The organism is Macrococcus sp. CoH-51_TC_04, assembly GCF_058188655.1.
The window spans coordinates 124,111-140,814 of record NZ_JBVGOY010000003.1; the positions used below are offsets into that span (position 1 = coordinate 124,111).

15 protein-coding genes are annotated in these 16,704 nt (G+C 36.9%); 4 read left to right on the top strand and 11 right to left on the bottom strand.

Features of this window, described 5'->3' with window-relative positions; translation table 11 throughout:
* The first annotated feature begins 141 nt into the window (after positions 1-141).
* Genes ACZ2V4_RS04660 through ACZ2V4_RS04670 form a run of 3 tightly spaced genes read left to right on the top strand, consistent with a single transcriptional unit; the run spans position 142 to position 1,387 of the window.
* Positions 142-351 carry a helix-turn-helix transcriptional regulator gene (locus tag ACZ2V4_RS04660; protein WP_420493965.1) on the top strand — a complete coding sequence of 70 codons (210 nt, stop codon included), beginning with the start codon at positions 142-144 and terminating at the stop codon, positions 349-351.
* Complete coding sequence (locus tag ACZ2V4_RS04665; RefSeq protein WP_458620345.1) at positions 348-869, top strand: DUF3278 domain-containing protein; 522 nt, start codon at positions 348-350, stop codon at positions 867-869. The genes ACZ2V4_RS04660 and ACZ2V4_RS04665 overlap by 4 nt, the downstream gene beginning before the upstream one ends.
* Positions 866-1,387, top strand: a complete 522-nt coding sequence (locus ACZ2V4_RS04670; RefSeq protein ID WP_120787022.1) for a hypothetical protein — start codon at positions 866-868, stop codon at positions 1,385-1,387. The genes ACZ2V4_RS04665 and ACZ2V4_RS04670 overlap by 4 nt, the downstream gene beginning before the upstream one ends.
* Before the next feature lie 13 nt (positions 1,388-1,400).
* Here ACZ2V4_RS04670 and ACZ2V4_RS04675 read toward each other — a convergent pair whose 3' ends face one another.
* From ACZ2V4_RS04675 to groES, 10 genes are all read right to left on the bottom strand, one after another.
* Positions 1,401-3,089 carry an IS1182 family transposase gene (locus ACZ2V4_RS04675; RefSeq protein WP_490514559.1) on the bottom strand — a complete coding sequence of 563 codons (1,689 nt, stop codon included), beginning with the start codon at positions 3,087-3,089 and terminating at the stop codon, positions 1,401-1,403.
* Positions 3,090-3,247: 158 nt separating this feature from the next.
* Positions 3,248-4,363 (bottom strand): alanine racemase, encoded by a 1,116-nt coding sequence (locus ACZ2V4_RS04680; protein ID WP_420496196.1) that lies wholly within the window; start codon positions 4,361-4,363, stop codon positions 3,248-3,250.
* A complete protein-coding gene (locus ACZ2V4_RS04685) occupies positions 4,335-5,516 on the bottom strand; it encodes an MFS transporter (RefSeq protein WP_420493968.1) in 1,182 nt (393 codons plus the stop codon). The genes ACZ2V4_RS04680 and ACZ2V4_RS04685 overlap by 29 nt, the downstream gene beginning before the upstream one ends.
* The gene (locus tag ACZ2V4_RS04690; protein WP_490514560.1) at positions 5,494-7,137 is read right to left on the bottom strand and encodes an IucA/IucC family protein; all 1,644 of its coding nucleotides are present in this window, start codon (positions 7,135-7,137) and stop codon (positions 5,494-5,496) included. Before ACZ2V4_RS04690 ends, ACZ2V4_RS04685 begins: the two co-directional genes overlap by 23 nt.
* Positions 7,122-8,663, bottom strand: a complete 1,542-nt coding sequence (locus tag ACZ2V4_RS04695) for an IucA/IucC family protein (RefSeq protein WP_219493118.1) — start codon at positions 8,661-8,663, stop codon at positions 7,122-7,124. The genes ACZ2V4_RS04690 and ACZ2V4_RS04695 overlap by 16 nt, the downstream gene beginning before the upstream one ends.
* 104 nt (positions 8,664-8,767) lie before the next feature.
* On the bottom strand, positions 8,768-9,757 hold the full coding sequence (locus tag ACZ2V4_RS04700; protein ID WP_219493119.1) for a FecCD family ABC transporter permease: 990 nt from the start codon (positions 9,755-9,757) through the stop codon (positions 8,768-8,770).
* Positions 9,754-10,749: a FecCD family ABC transporter permease gene (locus ACZ2V4_RS04705; protein WP_256447892.1), complete on the bottom strand. Its 996-nt coding sequence runs from the start codon at positions 10,747-10,749 to the stop codon at positions 9,754-9,756. Before ACZ2V4_RS04705 ends, ACZ2V4_RS04700 begins: the two co-directional genes overlap by 4 nt.
* Positions 10,739-11,686: an ABC transporter substrate-binding protein gene (locus tag ACZ2V4_RS04710; RefSeq protein ID WP_219493120.1), complete on the bottom strand. Its 948-nt coding sequence runs from the start codon at positions 11,684-11,686 to the stop codon at positions 10,739-10,741. The genes ACZ2V4_RS04705 and ACZ2V4_RS04710 overlap by 11 nt, the downstream gene beginning before the upstream one ends.
* A gap of 444 nt (positions 11,687-12,130) precedes the next feature.
* Complete coding sequence (gene groL / locus ACZ2V4_RS04715) at positions 12,131-13,750, bottom strand: chaperonin GroEL (RefSeq protein WP_420493972.1); 1,620 nt, start codon at positions 13,748-13,750, stop codon at positions 12,131-12,133.
* Positions 13,751-13,809: 59 nt separating this feature from the next.
* Positions 13,810-14,094 carry a co-chaperone GroES gene (groES, locus tag ACZ2V4_RS04720; RefSeq protein ID WP_015912210.1) on the bottom strand — a complete coding sequence of 95 codons (285 nt, stop codon included), beginning with the start codon at positions 14,092-14,094 and terminating at the stop codon, positions 13,810-13,812.
* 212 nt (positions 14,095-14,306) lie between these two features.
* Here groES and mroQ point away from each other — a divergent pair, with 212 nt between their 5' ends.
* Positions 14,307-15,062 (top strand): intramembrane glutamic endopeptidase MroQ, encoded by a 756-nt coding sequence (mroQ, locus tag ACZ2V4_RS04725; RefSeq protein WP_219493122.1) that lies wholly within the window; start codon positions 14,307-14,309, stop codon positions 15,060-15,062.
* Between the two features lie 195 nt (positions 15,063-15,257).
* Here the strand turns inward: mroQ and ACZ2V4_RS04730 are convergent, their stop codons facing one another.
* A complete protein-coding gene (locus tag ACZ2V4_RS04730) occupies positions 15,258-16,697 on the bottom strand; it encodes a phosphate--AMP phosphotransferase (RefSeq protein ID WP_219493124.1) in 1,440 nt (479 codons plus the stop codon).
* Between the last annotated feature and the right edge of the window lie 7 nt (positions 16,698-16,704).

A 16,704-nucleotide genomic window follows, 5' to 3' on the forward strand; every position in this document is an offset into this window, starting at 1 on the left:
TGTTCAAGACAAGAAGATTAACGTCATATATTACAAGTTAGATTCTTTACCACTCAAAATGTCATATATATTTGACACCATTGTTGTTATGTTATATATTATAAATGTCATATATATACGACTTTCCTAGGAGAAATAAATATGAACAATGTACGTACATACAGAAAGAATCTTAAACTCTCACAGCTCGATCTTGCAAAGAAAGTACAAGTTTCAAGACAAACCATCAATTTAATAGAAAATGATAAATATAATCCTTCATTGGATTTATGCATAAAAATTGCATTAGCTTTAAATACAGATTTAAACACTCTATTTTGGGTGGACATCGAAGGAGAAGATTCAGAATGAAAAGATTGGACACCGATTATCTCTCTTCATTTATGGGGCTAGATATGACAAATGATGAATATCAACGTCAGCAAGGTTATATCATTTTAGCGAACTGTTTTAATTATTTATTTTATCTCATTGCGGCAAGTATGCTTATAAGCTTAATTTGGGATGTCTCTCATCAGATGTTTTCAACTGGCACAATATTAATGTTTTTAATCTTACAAGGAATTAGCATATTCATAATTAATCAAAATAGAAAAACACAATCAGATATTACAGAAGTTTACTCTGATGAAGATTACCAATCCGAAATTAATAAACTAAAGAGACAAAGTGTTAAATTAGGCCTATATTGGGGCACATGCATGTATGTAATGATTGAAATATTATTTAAAATCATTTCCGGAGAAACATATGAGTTTGACTGGTTTAATTTATTTATCTGGATCATCGGTGGGTTATTCTTTGGTTTATCGATGTATTTCATCGGAAAAATGAAAATTAAAAAGGCTACTGAGGATGAGGTGGAATGATGTTTACAATAAACGAAAAATTAATGAAACGTAATGTGGGTTACACTAATGCACGTGATGAATATCAGAAATCAGTGATAGTTAAATTTCTAGCTCAATGTACTGTTATTAGTTTTTATCTATTACTTACGGCATGTTTCATTAGTTTAATTAGTGATGTACTATTTAAACGATTATCTATTGCTACACCTTTACTATTTATGTTACTCCTTTTTGTCTTTATGTATATTTTTACTTTAAGCAATAGATTGGTGAAAACGATGCATAGTCAATATGTGGAGGTTTATGACGCCTCACAATATAATCTTTTCATTAAATCGTTAAAGTTAAAGAGTTTACACATTTTTATTTTTCTAGTTCTATCTAGCCTTATATATGAATTATATATCGGACATTTATTTTTTGAAAAACCTATTATGCTAGATCTATTCGACGTATTAGGAGCAGTTGCTCAAGCATCGATACTAACGGTCTCACTCTACTTTTTAGGTAAGTTGATGATGAGCAGAAAGTTTTAATCAGGATACTCAATCAGAATAGCAAATGAACAAAAATAAGAGTCCGGGACATAAGTACTCCTGATAATAAAAATAGCGATAAAATTTGATGAAAATCAAATTTTATCGCTATTTCTTTATTTTTATTTTTATTTTCACCACGTGAGGTGGCCATTTTCCTTATATTTACTGCCATTAGCGCAAAGCCTATATCTCTCTTCACTTTAGATTTACCACGCACATTCATTCGTGTGTAAACCAAAATAGCTTTCAGAAATCCAAATACTGGTTCTACGTCTATCTTTCTGTTTGCGTAGATTCTTCCGGTATTTTCATCTGAAAGCTTCTTGCGAATCTCTGATTTGAAGTATTCAAGATTATTATTTCTATAAATACTTTTATTGCCCTTAGTATTTTTAGAAATGTATTTATCTCTTAGTGGACAACTTTGACACATCTCACATTGGTATACTTTGGATATACTTCCGAAATCACTATTTTTTCTTTTTGAATAATGAGAGAATCTAAGATTGTGATTTTCGGGACATGTAAAATAATCTTCAATTTCATTATATGGCCAGTTAAATGTATTAAAAATATTTGTTCTGTTTTTCTTTGATTGCTCCGAATAGTATGTATTAAAAGGAATTAAAGGTGTAACTTCAAACTCATCAATCAAAGTCTCATAATTTTCTTCACTTCCATATCCAGCGTCGGCAACAATATATTTAGGAATTTTCTTATGCAAATCTATGAAATTATTCAAGAACGGAGTGAGTGTTCTTGAATCCGCCGGATTTGGAAAGACGTCATAAGCCAGAGTGAATTGATTGTTTGTCGCAATCTGTAGATTATATCCTGCCTTCAATTGACCGTCCTTCATATGGTCTTCCTTCATTCTCATGAATGTGGCATCGCAATCTGTTTTAGAATAGCTTTTTCGATCGCCCAGGATTTTCAATTGCTCATTATATCTTATATTTCTTTCGTAGATATCTTTAATCACCTTATGCGTCTTTTTGATTGGGGTTCTTTCACTTCTTATTCTCTTCTTCTCCGTGACATTCTTTTCATTATCAATCTGAAATATTAAATCTTCGATTTTTTGATTTAGACTTCTTTCGATATGCGCTAAAGAATCTATTGTGATTTCGTCCTTACTTTCATTCTGTATTTCAGGAATGATTTCCTGTTTCAGTAGATCGTCATAGATAGACTTAGCTTTAGAAAGCGAGCCCTCTTGATACGAAAGAATTTTCTTTTTCCATACGAATGTGTACTTGTTAGCACTTGCCTCTAACTTAGTACCATCAATAAAAATTGACTGTTCATCAATCAGTTTATATTCAACAAGTTGTGTTTTGAAATTTACATAAAGAGTTTTCAACAGGTTATCCATCATAGGGTTTACTCGGAATCTATTGATAGTCCTGTATGAAGGCTTCTGTTCCTGTGATAACCACATCATTCGAATACTGTCGTTTAATGATGCTTCAATTCTTCGACCTGAGAAAATAGACTGAGTATAAGCATAAAGAATAACCTTAAGCATCATTTTGGGATGATATGAGGATGCACCTATTCTATTTCTGTACTGTTGATACTCTTCTTCAGGGATTGATTCTACTAGACCATGTACAATGAAACATAAGTCATCCTTTGGAATCTTAAATTCTATATCCATTGGCAGTGTGATTTGATTTGTGTTATAATTTTTGTACATAAAGAAGCTCCTTTTCAATGTTTTTGTGGTGATTACATTATATAAAAGGGCTTCTTTTTTTGCATCAAAAAAGCAGAAATTCCAAATGGAATTTCTGCTTTTATCTTGAGTAGGGTTTGTAAATCGAAGATTTACTTATGTCCCAAACTCTTTCCTCCTCACCCTACAAACACGATTTCTGGTTGTGGGTGTGACAAAAAGTTTATATGGCTGATGTCGTATCCATATGCGCCGGCATTATGGAATATGACCCAGTCTCCTGTGTTTATTGTGTCTACTTCATACTTTTGTCCGAAAACGTCATTTGGTGTACATAGTTTCCCTACGTAATACGTAGAGGCGTTACTCAATGTCTTCTTACGTTTTTGCTGACTATCAGTTTGATATATACTATGTGCATGGTGATGGTTCCATGCTTTTGGAAATCTGAAATGATGTGTCCCACCATTTAGTAGTACAAAGTTTTCGTGATGCATCGTTTTTATGTCATATACATTTGCAGCATAATATCCAACTGGTCCGACGATATAACGTCCGAGTTCAAATTTCATGCGTGGTAATTCATTTACCGCTTCACAAAGCTGTTCAAAATTAAACGTTTCAATTTCCTGATAATCTATTCCAATTCCGCCACCGACATTAATAATTACGTCGCCATCAATTGCAGAATGCTGATAGTTTAATGCCTGTTCAATAAACGCCACGTGTTTTTGTGCATCGAGATTGTTACTCATCGCATGAAAGTGCAGTCCTTCAAAGTGCAGATGTGGCGCATCCTGAATAATGTCCATTGCTTCAAATATTTCTTCTTCCGGCAATCCAAATTGCGTTGCGCCTGACATTTTTAATGTTGCATTTGTGTTCACTGCTGCTAAATTGATACGTAGACTTATATTAAGGTCATATTCATAATATGTTGTTAATGTGCTGAGTGTATCAAGTTCAATCAAACTTTCCACCTGAACAGATGAGACATTTCTTGTAATTGCAAATTCCAGATCTTCACTTGTTTTAACCGGTCCACCGTATATAATTGCTGCATCACTTGATATTTGTCTTACTTTTTCAATTTCACCGATGGATGCGACTTCAAAACCTTTTACATATGGTAACAGTGTATTGAGTATTCGATGATGACTGTTCGCTTTCACAGCATAATATACATCGTGATTGAGCATTGATGTAATGCTTTCGATACGTTCTTCTAATGCTTGTAAGTCGTAAATGTAGTAATCTTTATTCGTATTACTTAACACTTTGTATATATGTTCCATCTCTTTTCTCCTCCCATTTCATATAGATGCATAGTAACGTCACACACACTAATCCGATGAACATTGTTGTAAACATAACATTAATACCGAATGTAGTATATAGATACGTAAGCATCATCCCACCAAGTGGTATAAATCCTCGGTCCATCATCGTAACGGAGAGTACTGTTCCTTTATATTGTTCTTCAGTATATTGCTGCACTAAAACGCGGTGCGTCGTTCTGAATCCTTGCGATGCAAATCCCATTATAAAAATTGCAATCATAAATATATAGGTGTGCTGCACCAGCATCATCACGATGGACAGTGAAAAGAGTACCGACCACTGAATTAATGCGCATATCGTTGTCTGTTTATGCTGATTCATAAAGCACATCAGTACGGTAACAGAACCGAGTGCGAGTACCGCTGTGTACACCGCATACATCAGCGCACCTTGATTTAATGTTTGTTTCACTATAATCGGCAGGACAATTGTGAAGGAAAAGCCGAAAAACATCGATATCATACTCGTAATCATAATATGCAGGATGACTTTATGTGTTTTAAAATATTGCACAATATTATGCTCCTTATATTGGACGTTTTGGTGTGGCAATGTTTTATTGAGTAATATAACGCACACACTGCTTAATACTGGTATGAGCAGCAATAGTTCATATGTCGTGTACGCGAGCAATATTCCACCGATGAACGGACCGATAATTCGCGTTATATTAATGAGTAATGCATTCATGCTGATAATTTGTTTTAATTTGTCTGCTGCTGTAAAGTTCGGCAATACTTTATTTCTCTGTATATTATCAATTGACTGAACGTAAGCACGTACAGCAATAACCGCATAAATCATATAAAGCTGTCGTTCATAAAAACTAAAACAAAGTATCACCGTCAGCAAAATGTTACAAGCATGAACAGTATACATCAGCTTAATGGCCTGCATACAGTCCACTACTTTTCCGGTAATAAACGCGAAGATTAATTGTGGTAATAAGCGCATCATATTCAGCAATGCGAGCGCCATCGGATCATGTGTTATTTGTAGTATCGCCCAGTTAAGTACAATAATATCAATCCAGTCACTCGTCCGCTGTATGAGCTGTCCTAGGAAAAAACGCTGCAGCGGCTGATTATTTCTTAATAAACTGCGCATGTAGCGGGTTTTCCTTATAGATGTATAAATCATTTTTGTCGGACGATAAACGCATCGTCATCAATGCTTTTTGTTTGAGATGCGCTGACGTAAAGCTTTCAAAGTCCTGCTGAATATCATTACCACTCAGCATTTCAAATGTATGCATAAGCAATTCTGCTGCAATGCGCCATAGTTCATCGGGGTGCAGTTCATAATCTTGTGAGATGTGATCGATAACGGTCGTTAAATGATTCGCTATCAACGTATTGACGACCTTTTCGTGCATTCCTTCTGTTGTCGTGCATGTTAGTCCTTCATTTAACTGTAATTTACCTGCTGTTCTTGATATATCAATTCGTAATCCACCGAAGTCTCTATAATATAGATGGACCGGATTACCATTTAAAAATGCGATTGAAATATTCTGCATATGTGCCTCAAGACCAATTCCATACGTCGCCATTAAAGGGATCGCCGTATGGAGCAGCAATTTCGTATAACGATAAAACCATGCTGAAGCACTTTGATTGGACTGATAGATTAAGCGCTTATAAATTTTATCGTCTGTCTCATCACGCTCAAACAGACAAGTCGCAGCGAATACATCATCATACTGTTTGAATTCCTGAGTACTGTTCTCTCTTAATATGAAGGATAAATTACGTTGTTTCGCTTCACTTTCATGTTCATATGTCATACCACCATATTCCATTATCGGCGTACTCAACTGCGCAAGTGCATCATCACTCTCATATATCCACTTAAAATAGTCGCTAATCGCTTTACTGTTGATGACACTATTGTTACTGATGGAACGAATCGTTGATGTCATCTGTGAATGAACAGGTAACTTCACAATCGGATAACGTGCATCAATTGGGCATACCGTCCTGAATGATGATGTACTTTTCACGCGTCCACCTTCGTAATCAAGCATAATAATATCTTGTGCTGCAATCTCTTCTTTGTACACTTCCGGCAATATATGCTCATATTGATACGGATGTACAGGGATCAAATGATATGCATCGTCGATAGCATTCTGATACCCACTGAATGCAATCAACTGCTCTATTTGATCATCTTCTAAATTATTGAACAGTATGTCCTTTTTAACGAGTATCCAGTTCAATTCAAATGTATGATTATACTCAGGCGCATAACGCATGACCGCTTCATATGACATGCCGAGTTTCGTCTTTGCACAAGGATGAATATTGTGACCTGTAACGACCCATTGTTCTCCTTTTAAAAGAGGATGATCCGCCTTTTCTATATGTGCGCAATGAATGAAACTTAATGACTGGTTAATGAGATGATTTTCAATCTTTGCTATAAATGAGGTATAGTCATAAGCTGTTGATTGCGCAGCACACCATTTCAGAAATTCAAGCGGATCAGTAATTGTTTCGTCATTAACAGTTACACTTCCTGTCACTTTATCATAATAAAAGAAAGCATCACTGGTCATAAATGCAGCTTTGTCCTCATGATTTGAAACGAGTGTAAACGGGTGAATTTGTTCTTCTATAATTGCACGGATAATCTTATCCATCGTTAAATGTTTTGCACGCTGTATATCATGTATAATTTTAGAACCTATTTCATTGCTATGAGATTGTACTATGCTTTCCCACATCGAAAGTCCTCCTTCATTAAAGGATTCTTTATTTCTGAATATTTATAATCATAACTATCTCCGTACAGACGCATTTTAAGTAGTGATTTCACTTTAAGTTTTCTTTGTTTCAGAACATTCACAGGTGGCTTATAAGTGTCGTTAATCGTGGCAATCTCCTGATAGATAGTGTCATAGAGTTTTTGTTCATTTGCGAAAGTTGATAAAGGTTTTATGAGCTGGAACAGATGATTGTATAGTACTGCATGTGTGAATACTGAAAGTAAATCTTCAAAATCATTAGTAAATAATCCTGTACGCTTATCAATATGAACCGAATCATCGGATATTCTAATACCTCCAAAGTCACGAATATATATCGCTTTCGGCACACCGTATTCTAAAACGATAGAACTATTCTGCATATGCGCTTCCAGACTGATCTGATGTTCGAGCATGAGTCGATAAGTTGCTTTAAGTAGTATGTGCGTGTACTTTTCGAAGAATATCATTGCTGCCGCTTCACGTGAAATACGCTGATGATGCCTTATAATATCAATCGCCTCAATCACAATTGCCTGATCAGTAATAAAGCTCTTTGAAATTAAGCTTGCACAAACAACCGCATACTGATGATTTTCATAAGAAATGGTTTCTCTCATCATATAACTTAATTTATTTTCGTGTGGTGATTGCTCCAAATAAGTACCGCCCAGATCCTGCTGTATAAAACATCCATCATATTGCTCGTACAATTTGCTGACATATTTCCCAAGTAATACACCGTTATGAATTGATGCTGGGGATACGTTACGCACTGCGCTTGTCGCCTGTGCATTTACAGCAGCTTTAATGACACACTTGAACATTGGTACGTATAACGTTCGAAATGATAACAACGGATAGCCCGTTACTGATAAACTTTCAATCGGGATACATGTTTTGCTATTTAATAACGAGGTATGTTCGTTGAAGTAATGGTTAAGCTGCCATTCATGAATGAATATAATCTCTGGGTGCTTTATATTATATTGTGCTGCTATTTCGTAAATCTGTTCCATATAGCTAACTGGGAGTTGTACAGTTCCGAAGTGTCCTGCTAATGACTTATCGATAATCAGAGGTATAATTTTTACGCAATTTCTGAATTCTGGTGCATAACGGAGTACTGATTCATAAGTTAATCCAAGTTTTGTTTTCGTCATAGGATGAAAAGGATGTCCTAACGTAACACATTGTTCGAATATCGTTGCTTTCACATTAAAATGATGCGCAAATTCGAATATATTTTTAAATTGTCCACCAAATTGCTGTCTGTCTTCTTCGTATTGAATCAAACTTAACGTCAAATTATGTATTGAATCTGTAATTTCTTTTTCAATCTCTCCAAAGTCTTCTGTTTCAATGCGTTCAACAATACTGCATGCTTGAATTCGACCATTGATCTCTCGCTCAGCTTCCGAGTAATATTTCTTTAATGTCTGTTCATCCAAATGTTTAAAGTAATGCAATGCTTTATTTTTTAATGTTTCCGGAATTAAATGCATAAATAAACTCCTTTTTTTGTAAATGAAAAATAAAAGAATCCAGCACAAGACAAGAAAATCATAAAATCATTTTCTTGTCATTGTGCCGGATTCCAATCTATCAATTAACGTTGCTTAAATCGTTTACTAAACAACAAATATATAAAGAATGGTGCACCGATAAGAGCAGTGAATACACCTGCTGGAATTTCAACTGGTAAAAATATTGTTCTACCTATCAAGTCACTTAACAGTAAAATCACACCACCGATGACACCACTCGTAAATACAAACTGCGTAAATGAATGATGCTTTATTTTTTTCGCGATGTGTGGTGCGATTAAACCAACAAACTGAATACCACCTACGAAGCTTACACTTATTGCCGTAAGGATACTGACACAAACAAGCGTTAATATTGTCATGCTTTGATAACTTAATCCTAATCCATGTGACATGCTGTAACCTAACTGATGAATATCCAGATGCCTCGTATAATATGCCATCACAATCATAACGATGATGATGATCAGCGTTATGACAATAACTTGATAATATTCAGCAAGATGTACGGAACCTGTAATCCATATTTGAGCCTGCGCACTTCTTTTATTAGAAGACATAATGAGAAACATTATTATCCCCTGAAAGAAGATATTCATGCAGATACCAAGCAGTATAAGACGTTCCTTTAAGAACGTGCACTTTAATGCGAAGTGATATAACACGAATGTGACGAGAATTGCACCGACAATAGATGCGATACTTTGAAACGCTATCGGAAATAGTAATTGTTCTGTCGCAGTTGTCAGTATAATCAAGAAGAATAAACTACCGACGACCGCTCCTTGTGAAATCCCGATAACGTCAGGTGAAGCCAGTTCATTTTTAGTAATTCGCTGCAGCAAACATCCGGCTACACCAAGCGCCGCACCTGCTATTATAGCAAGCAGTACTCTCGGTAAACGCAGCGAGCGAATAATTAAATTCGTATACGTATCACTCTGACCCGCAAAACTTTTTACAATTTCAACCGGATGAATGAAACCATCACCAAACATTAGTCCTATCATCATTACAAGCAGCAGCAATATAATATTCACGATATATTTCATGACATCTGCTCCTTACGCTTAAGAATCAAATAGAAGAATATCGGTGAACCTATCATCGCTGTTGCAATTCCAACCGGTATCTCCTGAGGAAATAACAGATAACGGCTCAGTATATCACTTGTAACGAGTAGTACTGCACCGATCAGTCCTGCAGCTGGTAACAGCACAATATGATTATGACTTGAAACCATCATTTTCGTAATGTGGGGTGTAATCAGACCAATAAATGCAATCGGACCTGCAATTGCAACAGATGCACCACTGAGTAAAGCAACACTCAGCATAGTAATAAACTTAATACGCAGTATATTCCCACCGACCGACTTTAATGCCGTATCGTCCAGATAATAAACATTCAAATTTTTAATGTTATAAATCGTGAGCGTTATTCCAATAACAATAAAAGGCCATAAATGTGTGAGTATCGATAATTTCTTATTGCTAACTGCACCACTTAACCAGTAGATTACTTGTTCAATCGCTGATTCATTGTAAATGAGTAACCCTTGTGTTACTGCCATACAAAAAGCACTAATACTTGCACCAAACAACGTTAGTTCCATTATTGATAATGGTCTTACCGGTAATGTCGTTGCTCCGACAATCATCGCAGCAACAACACATGCACCGATAAATGCGATAACACTTAATTGAAATGTTCCATTAATATTAAATATGACGATTGCAGTAACAACGAATAAACTCGCACCACTATTAACACCCATAATCCCCGGACTCGCAAACGGATTACGCGTCACGGTCTGAATGAGTACACCACTTATCCCGAGCATCAACCCGATCAGTGCTGCAAGAAGTGTTCTTGGCAATCTTAAGTTCATTAGAATATTGTGATCGTCGATGTGCTGGTTTTGAAATAATGCATGAAACACATCTGACACAGTAAAAACTTTATAACCAAACATTAAACTGCATATCATACTGACAATTAACAGCAATGAAAGTAAAACTAACTTTATGCCATTACTTTGCACTTAAAATTTTGTCCTTTAAATCATCAAGCATCATATGTGCTGATAATACACCACCTGAAGTGTTCCAGATTGAGTCGTCAACTTTCATTGCATGGTTTTGTTTTGAAGCCTTTAATGCTTTGAATGCAGGATCATTAACCCATTCTTTCTCTACAGCTGTAACATCTTCTTTCGGTGTATTGAATGTGAAGTAGAATAAGTAATCGCCATCCATTGCGCTAATACGCTCTTTCGTTAAACCTTTTTCTGCAAAATCATCTTTATCCTGACCTTTAGGACGCTTTAAACCTACTTCATCTAAAATAACACCAGAGAATGTATCTTTATGGTAAATTCTTACGTCACCCGGCATGAAACGAACCATTGAGATTTCTGAATTAATCTTGTCTCCTAAAGCTTCGCGTGTTTTATCAACATGTTTCGTGTAATCAGCTAATACTTCTTTCCCTTTATCTTCTTTGTTTACAGCTTTCGCGTATAATTTGAAGTTCTCTTTCCAGTCACCACGTAACTCTTCAGAGAATACAGTTGGTGCAATCGCTGATAACTTTTTATATTGTGCTTCTTGTCTGAATTTGTTTCCGATAATTAAGTCTGGTTTTAGCTTAACAATACGCTCAATATTGATTTCACTTTCATTACCGACTGGTTCGATACCTTTATATTTATCCTTTAAGTGATCATACCATGGATCTCCAGCGTAAGAATTTGCTGCTCCGACAGGTTTTACACCTAATGCAATAAGCGCTTCAGTACCTTCGTTCGTTAACACGACAACACGCTTCGGATCTTTTGGTACTTCAGTTGTACCCATAGCATGTTTAACAGAAACTGTATCCTTTGAACCGTCTTTCTTCTCTTCCTTTGATGCAGATGGATTACCACATGCAGCAAGTAATGTGATAAATGCGATGAATAATATGTATAACTTTTTCATTCCTTAACCTCCTGTAATTGAGAATTATTATCATTGATAATTCTTCTCAATTGTAAAGATGATAAATAAAATTGTCAACGAAAATTGTACATTTTTTAAGTACATGTTCAAATGATTAGGCTGTTGTCTGAGGAAGTAGCTTTGAGCGAGGAAGATGTTGATTGACTTGGCTCATGTTTTTATTTTATGAGCCAACTTGAGCAGCTCTACTCTGGTCTCAGGGACATCTTGGCTCATGTTTATTTTTTATGGGCCAACTTGAGCAGCTCTACTCTGGTCTCAGGGACACCTTGGCTCATGTTTTTATTTTATGAGCCAACTTGAGCAGCTCTACTCTGGTCTTAGGGGCATCTTGGCTCATGTTTATTTTTTACGAGCCAACTTGAACCACTATCCATAAACAAAAAAACCGACCATCATTTCTGATGATCGGTATATTTTAAATTACATCATTCCTGGCATGCCGCCCATTCCCATGTCTGGTGCTGGGTTTTCTTCAGGCATTTCTGCAACTACCGCTTCAGTTGTTAAGAACATTGCCGCAACACTTGCTGCGTTTTGTAATGCTGAGCGCGTTACTTTTGTTGGGTCAACGATACCTGCGTCGATCATGTTTACCCACTCATCCGTTGCAGCGTTATAGCCGACACCTGTTTCAGCGTGTTTAATCTTCTCAACAATCACTGAGCCTTCAAGTCCCGCATTCTCAGCGATTTGACGGATTGGTGCTTCAAGTGCTTTCAGTACGATCTTCACACCTGTCGCAACGTCGCCCGTTGCTTCAACTGCTGCAACCTTGTTGTAGATAGATACTAATGCTGTTCCTCCACCTGCAACAATACCTTCTTCTACTGCTGCGCGTGTAGAGTTTAATGCATCTTCGATACGTAATTTGCGTTCTTTAAGTTCTGTTTCAGTTGCAGCACCGACTTTAATCACTGCAACACCACCTGCTAGCTTCGCTAAGCGTTCTTGTAACTTCTCTTTATCGAATTCAGAAGTTGTTTCTTCGATTTGAGCTTTTAATTGTCCAACACGTGCATCGATGTTTGAAGCATCGCCGCGTCCTTCAACGATTGTTGTGTTATCTTTCGTTACATGAACTTTACTAGCGTTACCTAACATTTCTACTGTTGTGTCTTTTAATTCTAATCCAAGGTCGTCAGTAATCACTTGTCCACCTGTAAGAATCGCTAAGTCTTCTAACATCGCTTTACGACGGTCACCAAATCCTGGTGCTTTTACTGCTACTGCAGTGAATGTTCCGCGTAGACGGTTCAATACGATGTTTGTCAGTGCGTCGCCATCAACGTCTTCAGCTACGATTAAGATTGGACGTGATGTTTGAACGACTTGTTCTAAGATCGGTAAGATGTCCTGGAATGAAGAGATCTTCTTATCTGTAATTAAGATGTAAGGATTCTCTAAGTCTGCAATCATCTTATCTGAATCTGTTACCATATAAGGTGAAGCATAGCCACGATCGAACTGCATACCTTCAACGACTTCAAGTTCAGTCTTGAATCCTTTAGATTCTTCGATTGTGATGACACCGTCGTTACCGACTTTCTCCATTGCTTCAGAGATGAACTGACCGATTTCTTCGTCAGCTGCTGAGATGCTACCTACTTGCGCGATTTCTTCTTTGCTTGATACTGCTTTAGAGATTGCTGCAAGTTCTTCTAGTGCTACTGCTACTGCTTTATCGATACCTTGACGAATACCAACTGGGTTAGCGCCACTCGTTACGTTCTTCAGACCTTCTTGAATCATGGCTTGTGCGAGTACCGTTGCAGTTGTCGTACCGTCACCAGCAATTTCATTTGTCTTGTTCGCTACTTCAGCAACAAGTTTTGCACCCATGTTCTCATAAGGATCTTCTAATTCAATTTCTTTCGCAATTGTTACACCATCATTTGTAATTAAAGGTGCAACAAACTTCTTATCTAATACAACGTTACGTCCTTTAGGTCCAAGTGTTACTTTAACTGCGTCTGCTAATTTATCTACACCTGCAAGCATTGCTCGTCTTGCATCTTCAGAAAACTTAATCTCTTTAACCATTAGTTAATTCCTCCATTTATTAATAAATTTGTGAATTATATCTTCTATACTTCTATCTGCTATTCTACTATTGCAATAATATCTTCTTCTTTTAATACGATATAAGATTCATCACCAGTCTTAACTTCAGTACCGCCGAATGGCTCATACACGACACGGTCACCAACGCTAACACCAATCTCAACGCGTTCACCATTATTCAGGATGCGTCCTGTACCTACTGCAACTACAGTCCCTTCATTTGTCTTCTCTTTCGCAGAATCTGTTAAGACGATTCCACTTGCTGTCGTTGTCTCTCTTTCAGTCTTTTGAATTACAACACGATTTCCATATGGTTTTAACACGATTTTTTCCTCCTTATAATCACATTAATGATTTTTTAGCACTCTCTTATATGTAGTGCTAATATAATTTCATAATAATCAAAGAAGGTCAAAATTGCAAACATTTTACTTTATTTTTATTAATAATATTTGATTGCTTTCTTATTGCTTTCTAATTAATGGATAGTTACGGTACAATGAATAAGGATATTATTTATTAGAGGAGTTTTAAAGTGAAGCATAATAGAAAATGGATTAACATCCTTACCGTATTACTTTATATCGGATCACAATTATTCGTATTAATACCGACCAGTATCTTTCTTAAGCAAGGGCTTGATAACGATGCAGCGTTCTTAAAATCCATCCCATATTACGTCGGGTCATTTGTCGTAGCAAGTATTCTTGTTATCTATATCAATACGAAAATCAAAAATAAGACACACCTTGAACGTTCAGTTAAGACTGATACGTTATCAACAATCGGGTTAATCATCGGAGGATTATTCATTTCATTATTTACGCAGATGATGCTCGGCATGGTCAATACATATATATTAAATCAACCTATGGAAAGTCAGAATACCACGCAGATTATGGGTATCGCGAAACAAGCTCCTATATTCATTATACTGATTGCAATTGTCGGACCGATATTGGAAGAATTCGTATTCAGAAAAGTTATATTCGGGGAGCTTTATGAACTAATTAAAGGAAACCGCGCCGTTGCTTTTACAATCAGCGTACTCATCAGCGGCTTTATCTTCTCAGCAGCACACAGTGATTTCAATCATACACTCATTTACATGGGCATGTCAGTCGTATTCAGTGGTTTATATGTATTATCGAATCGTATCATCGTGCCAATCGCAGCACATATGCTGATGAATGGATTCGTCGTCTTAATGCAAGTTGTATTCGCTGATAAAGTGATTGAAGCACAGAAACAATTAGAGCAGACAAACTTTATATGGCATTTATTTAACTAAAATAAGCTTGAGACAAATGTCTCAAGCTTATTTTTTAGGATTTTGTTCGTGGCTAAACGCGTGTCACGTCCTTTTTACGGCGTTCCACTCGCTGACCCTTTCGGCATAATGCAAACAACACAGAAAACAAAGAACTTTTTCTTTGCGTTGTTCACATTATGCTTTGGGTCAGGACGCGCGTGTCACGTCCTTTTACTACCAAAGCTTCTTCACATTCCACAGTCGTTCTTCACATACGGAGATGATGGTTTTCAGTGCTTTAATTCGTGCGGCTCGTTTGTTGTTTGCCGGGATAATTACCCACGGTGCATGTTCGGTTGTCGTATTATCAATCATATCTTTACTTGCTTCAAGATATAGGTCCCACTTCTCACGGTTACGCCAGTCTTCATCTGTTATCTTCCATTGCTTCTCAGGGGTAACTTGTCGTTCTTCAAAGCGTTTCAACTGTTCATCTTTATCCAGAACAAGGAAGAACTTAATCACAATGGCACCTTCTATCGTCAATGCTTTCTCAAATTTATTAATCTCATCGTATGCGCGCTGCCATTCTTTATTCGTTGCGAAGCCTTCCACACGTTCAACGAGTACACGTCCATACCAGCTGCGGTCGAAGATTTCGATATGCCCGCTTCTCGGCACATCTGTCGCAAAGCGCCATAAATAGTGATAGCTCAGTTCTGTTTCAGTTGGTGCACTGATGGCATTCACTTCGTATCCTGTTGGATCCAGACTTTCACGGACACGTTTAATATTACCGCCCTTACCTGCAGCGTCCATGCCTTCATATACGAGCATCAGAGGAATTTTACGTTCATACAGTGCATATTGAAGTTCACGGATACGCGCCTGTAATTTCGGTAATAGTTCTTTATATTCTGCTTTAGACATATCATCCGACGTATCCTCGAACATGTCTGTTGAGAAGTCTTCTGTAAAGGCGCCGTCTCGTTCATCTTGCTTAGATTTCTCTTTAGCTTTAAGCGCTTTTTCAAGTCGCTTAATGATGACTTCGTACATTTCATTGACTGCTTTACCACGTTCTGTATAGTCGATATGTGTCCATGGTGCAATCTCTTCTGTCGCTTTCATCAAATCAATCATGCCGTCCTGGTAGACTTTGGTCGGAATACTCGTTTCATATTCCTGAGCTTTCCAGCGTGTCAATGGATTCTTCTTCGTCTGCTCTATATGCTCCTGACGCTTTTGTTCATTTACTGATAGATAAAATTTAATAATCACATAGCCATCATCTGACAACATCGATTCAAACCCTTTAATTTCCTGCGTTAATAAATCATAGTCTTTAATGATATCTTTCTTATAGCCATGCTCTTCAAAATCAAGCTTCTGGGCATACCAACTCCTAAAGAACAGCGTTACCCCGCCTTTTTTCGGAATGTTGTTCCAATATGGGTACAGGAATGGATAGCGTAATAACTCTTCATCCGGACGTTTCGTCGCATAGAAGTTTGTATATTTTGCATCAAGCGTCAGCAAGAGTTCGTTAGATAGTCGTGACTTTCCTGAAGCTGGTATCCCCTCAAATACAATCATAACCGGAATGCCTGCTTCATGTGTCTTTCTTACGAGCTCTGCTGTCGTAAGCTGTAACTGTTTATCTATTTTCGTCATATGACCC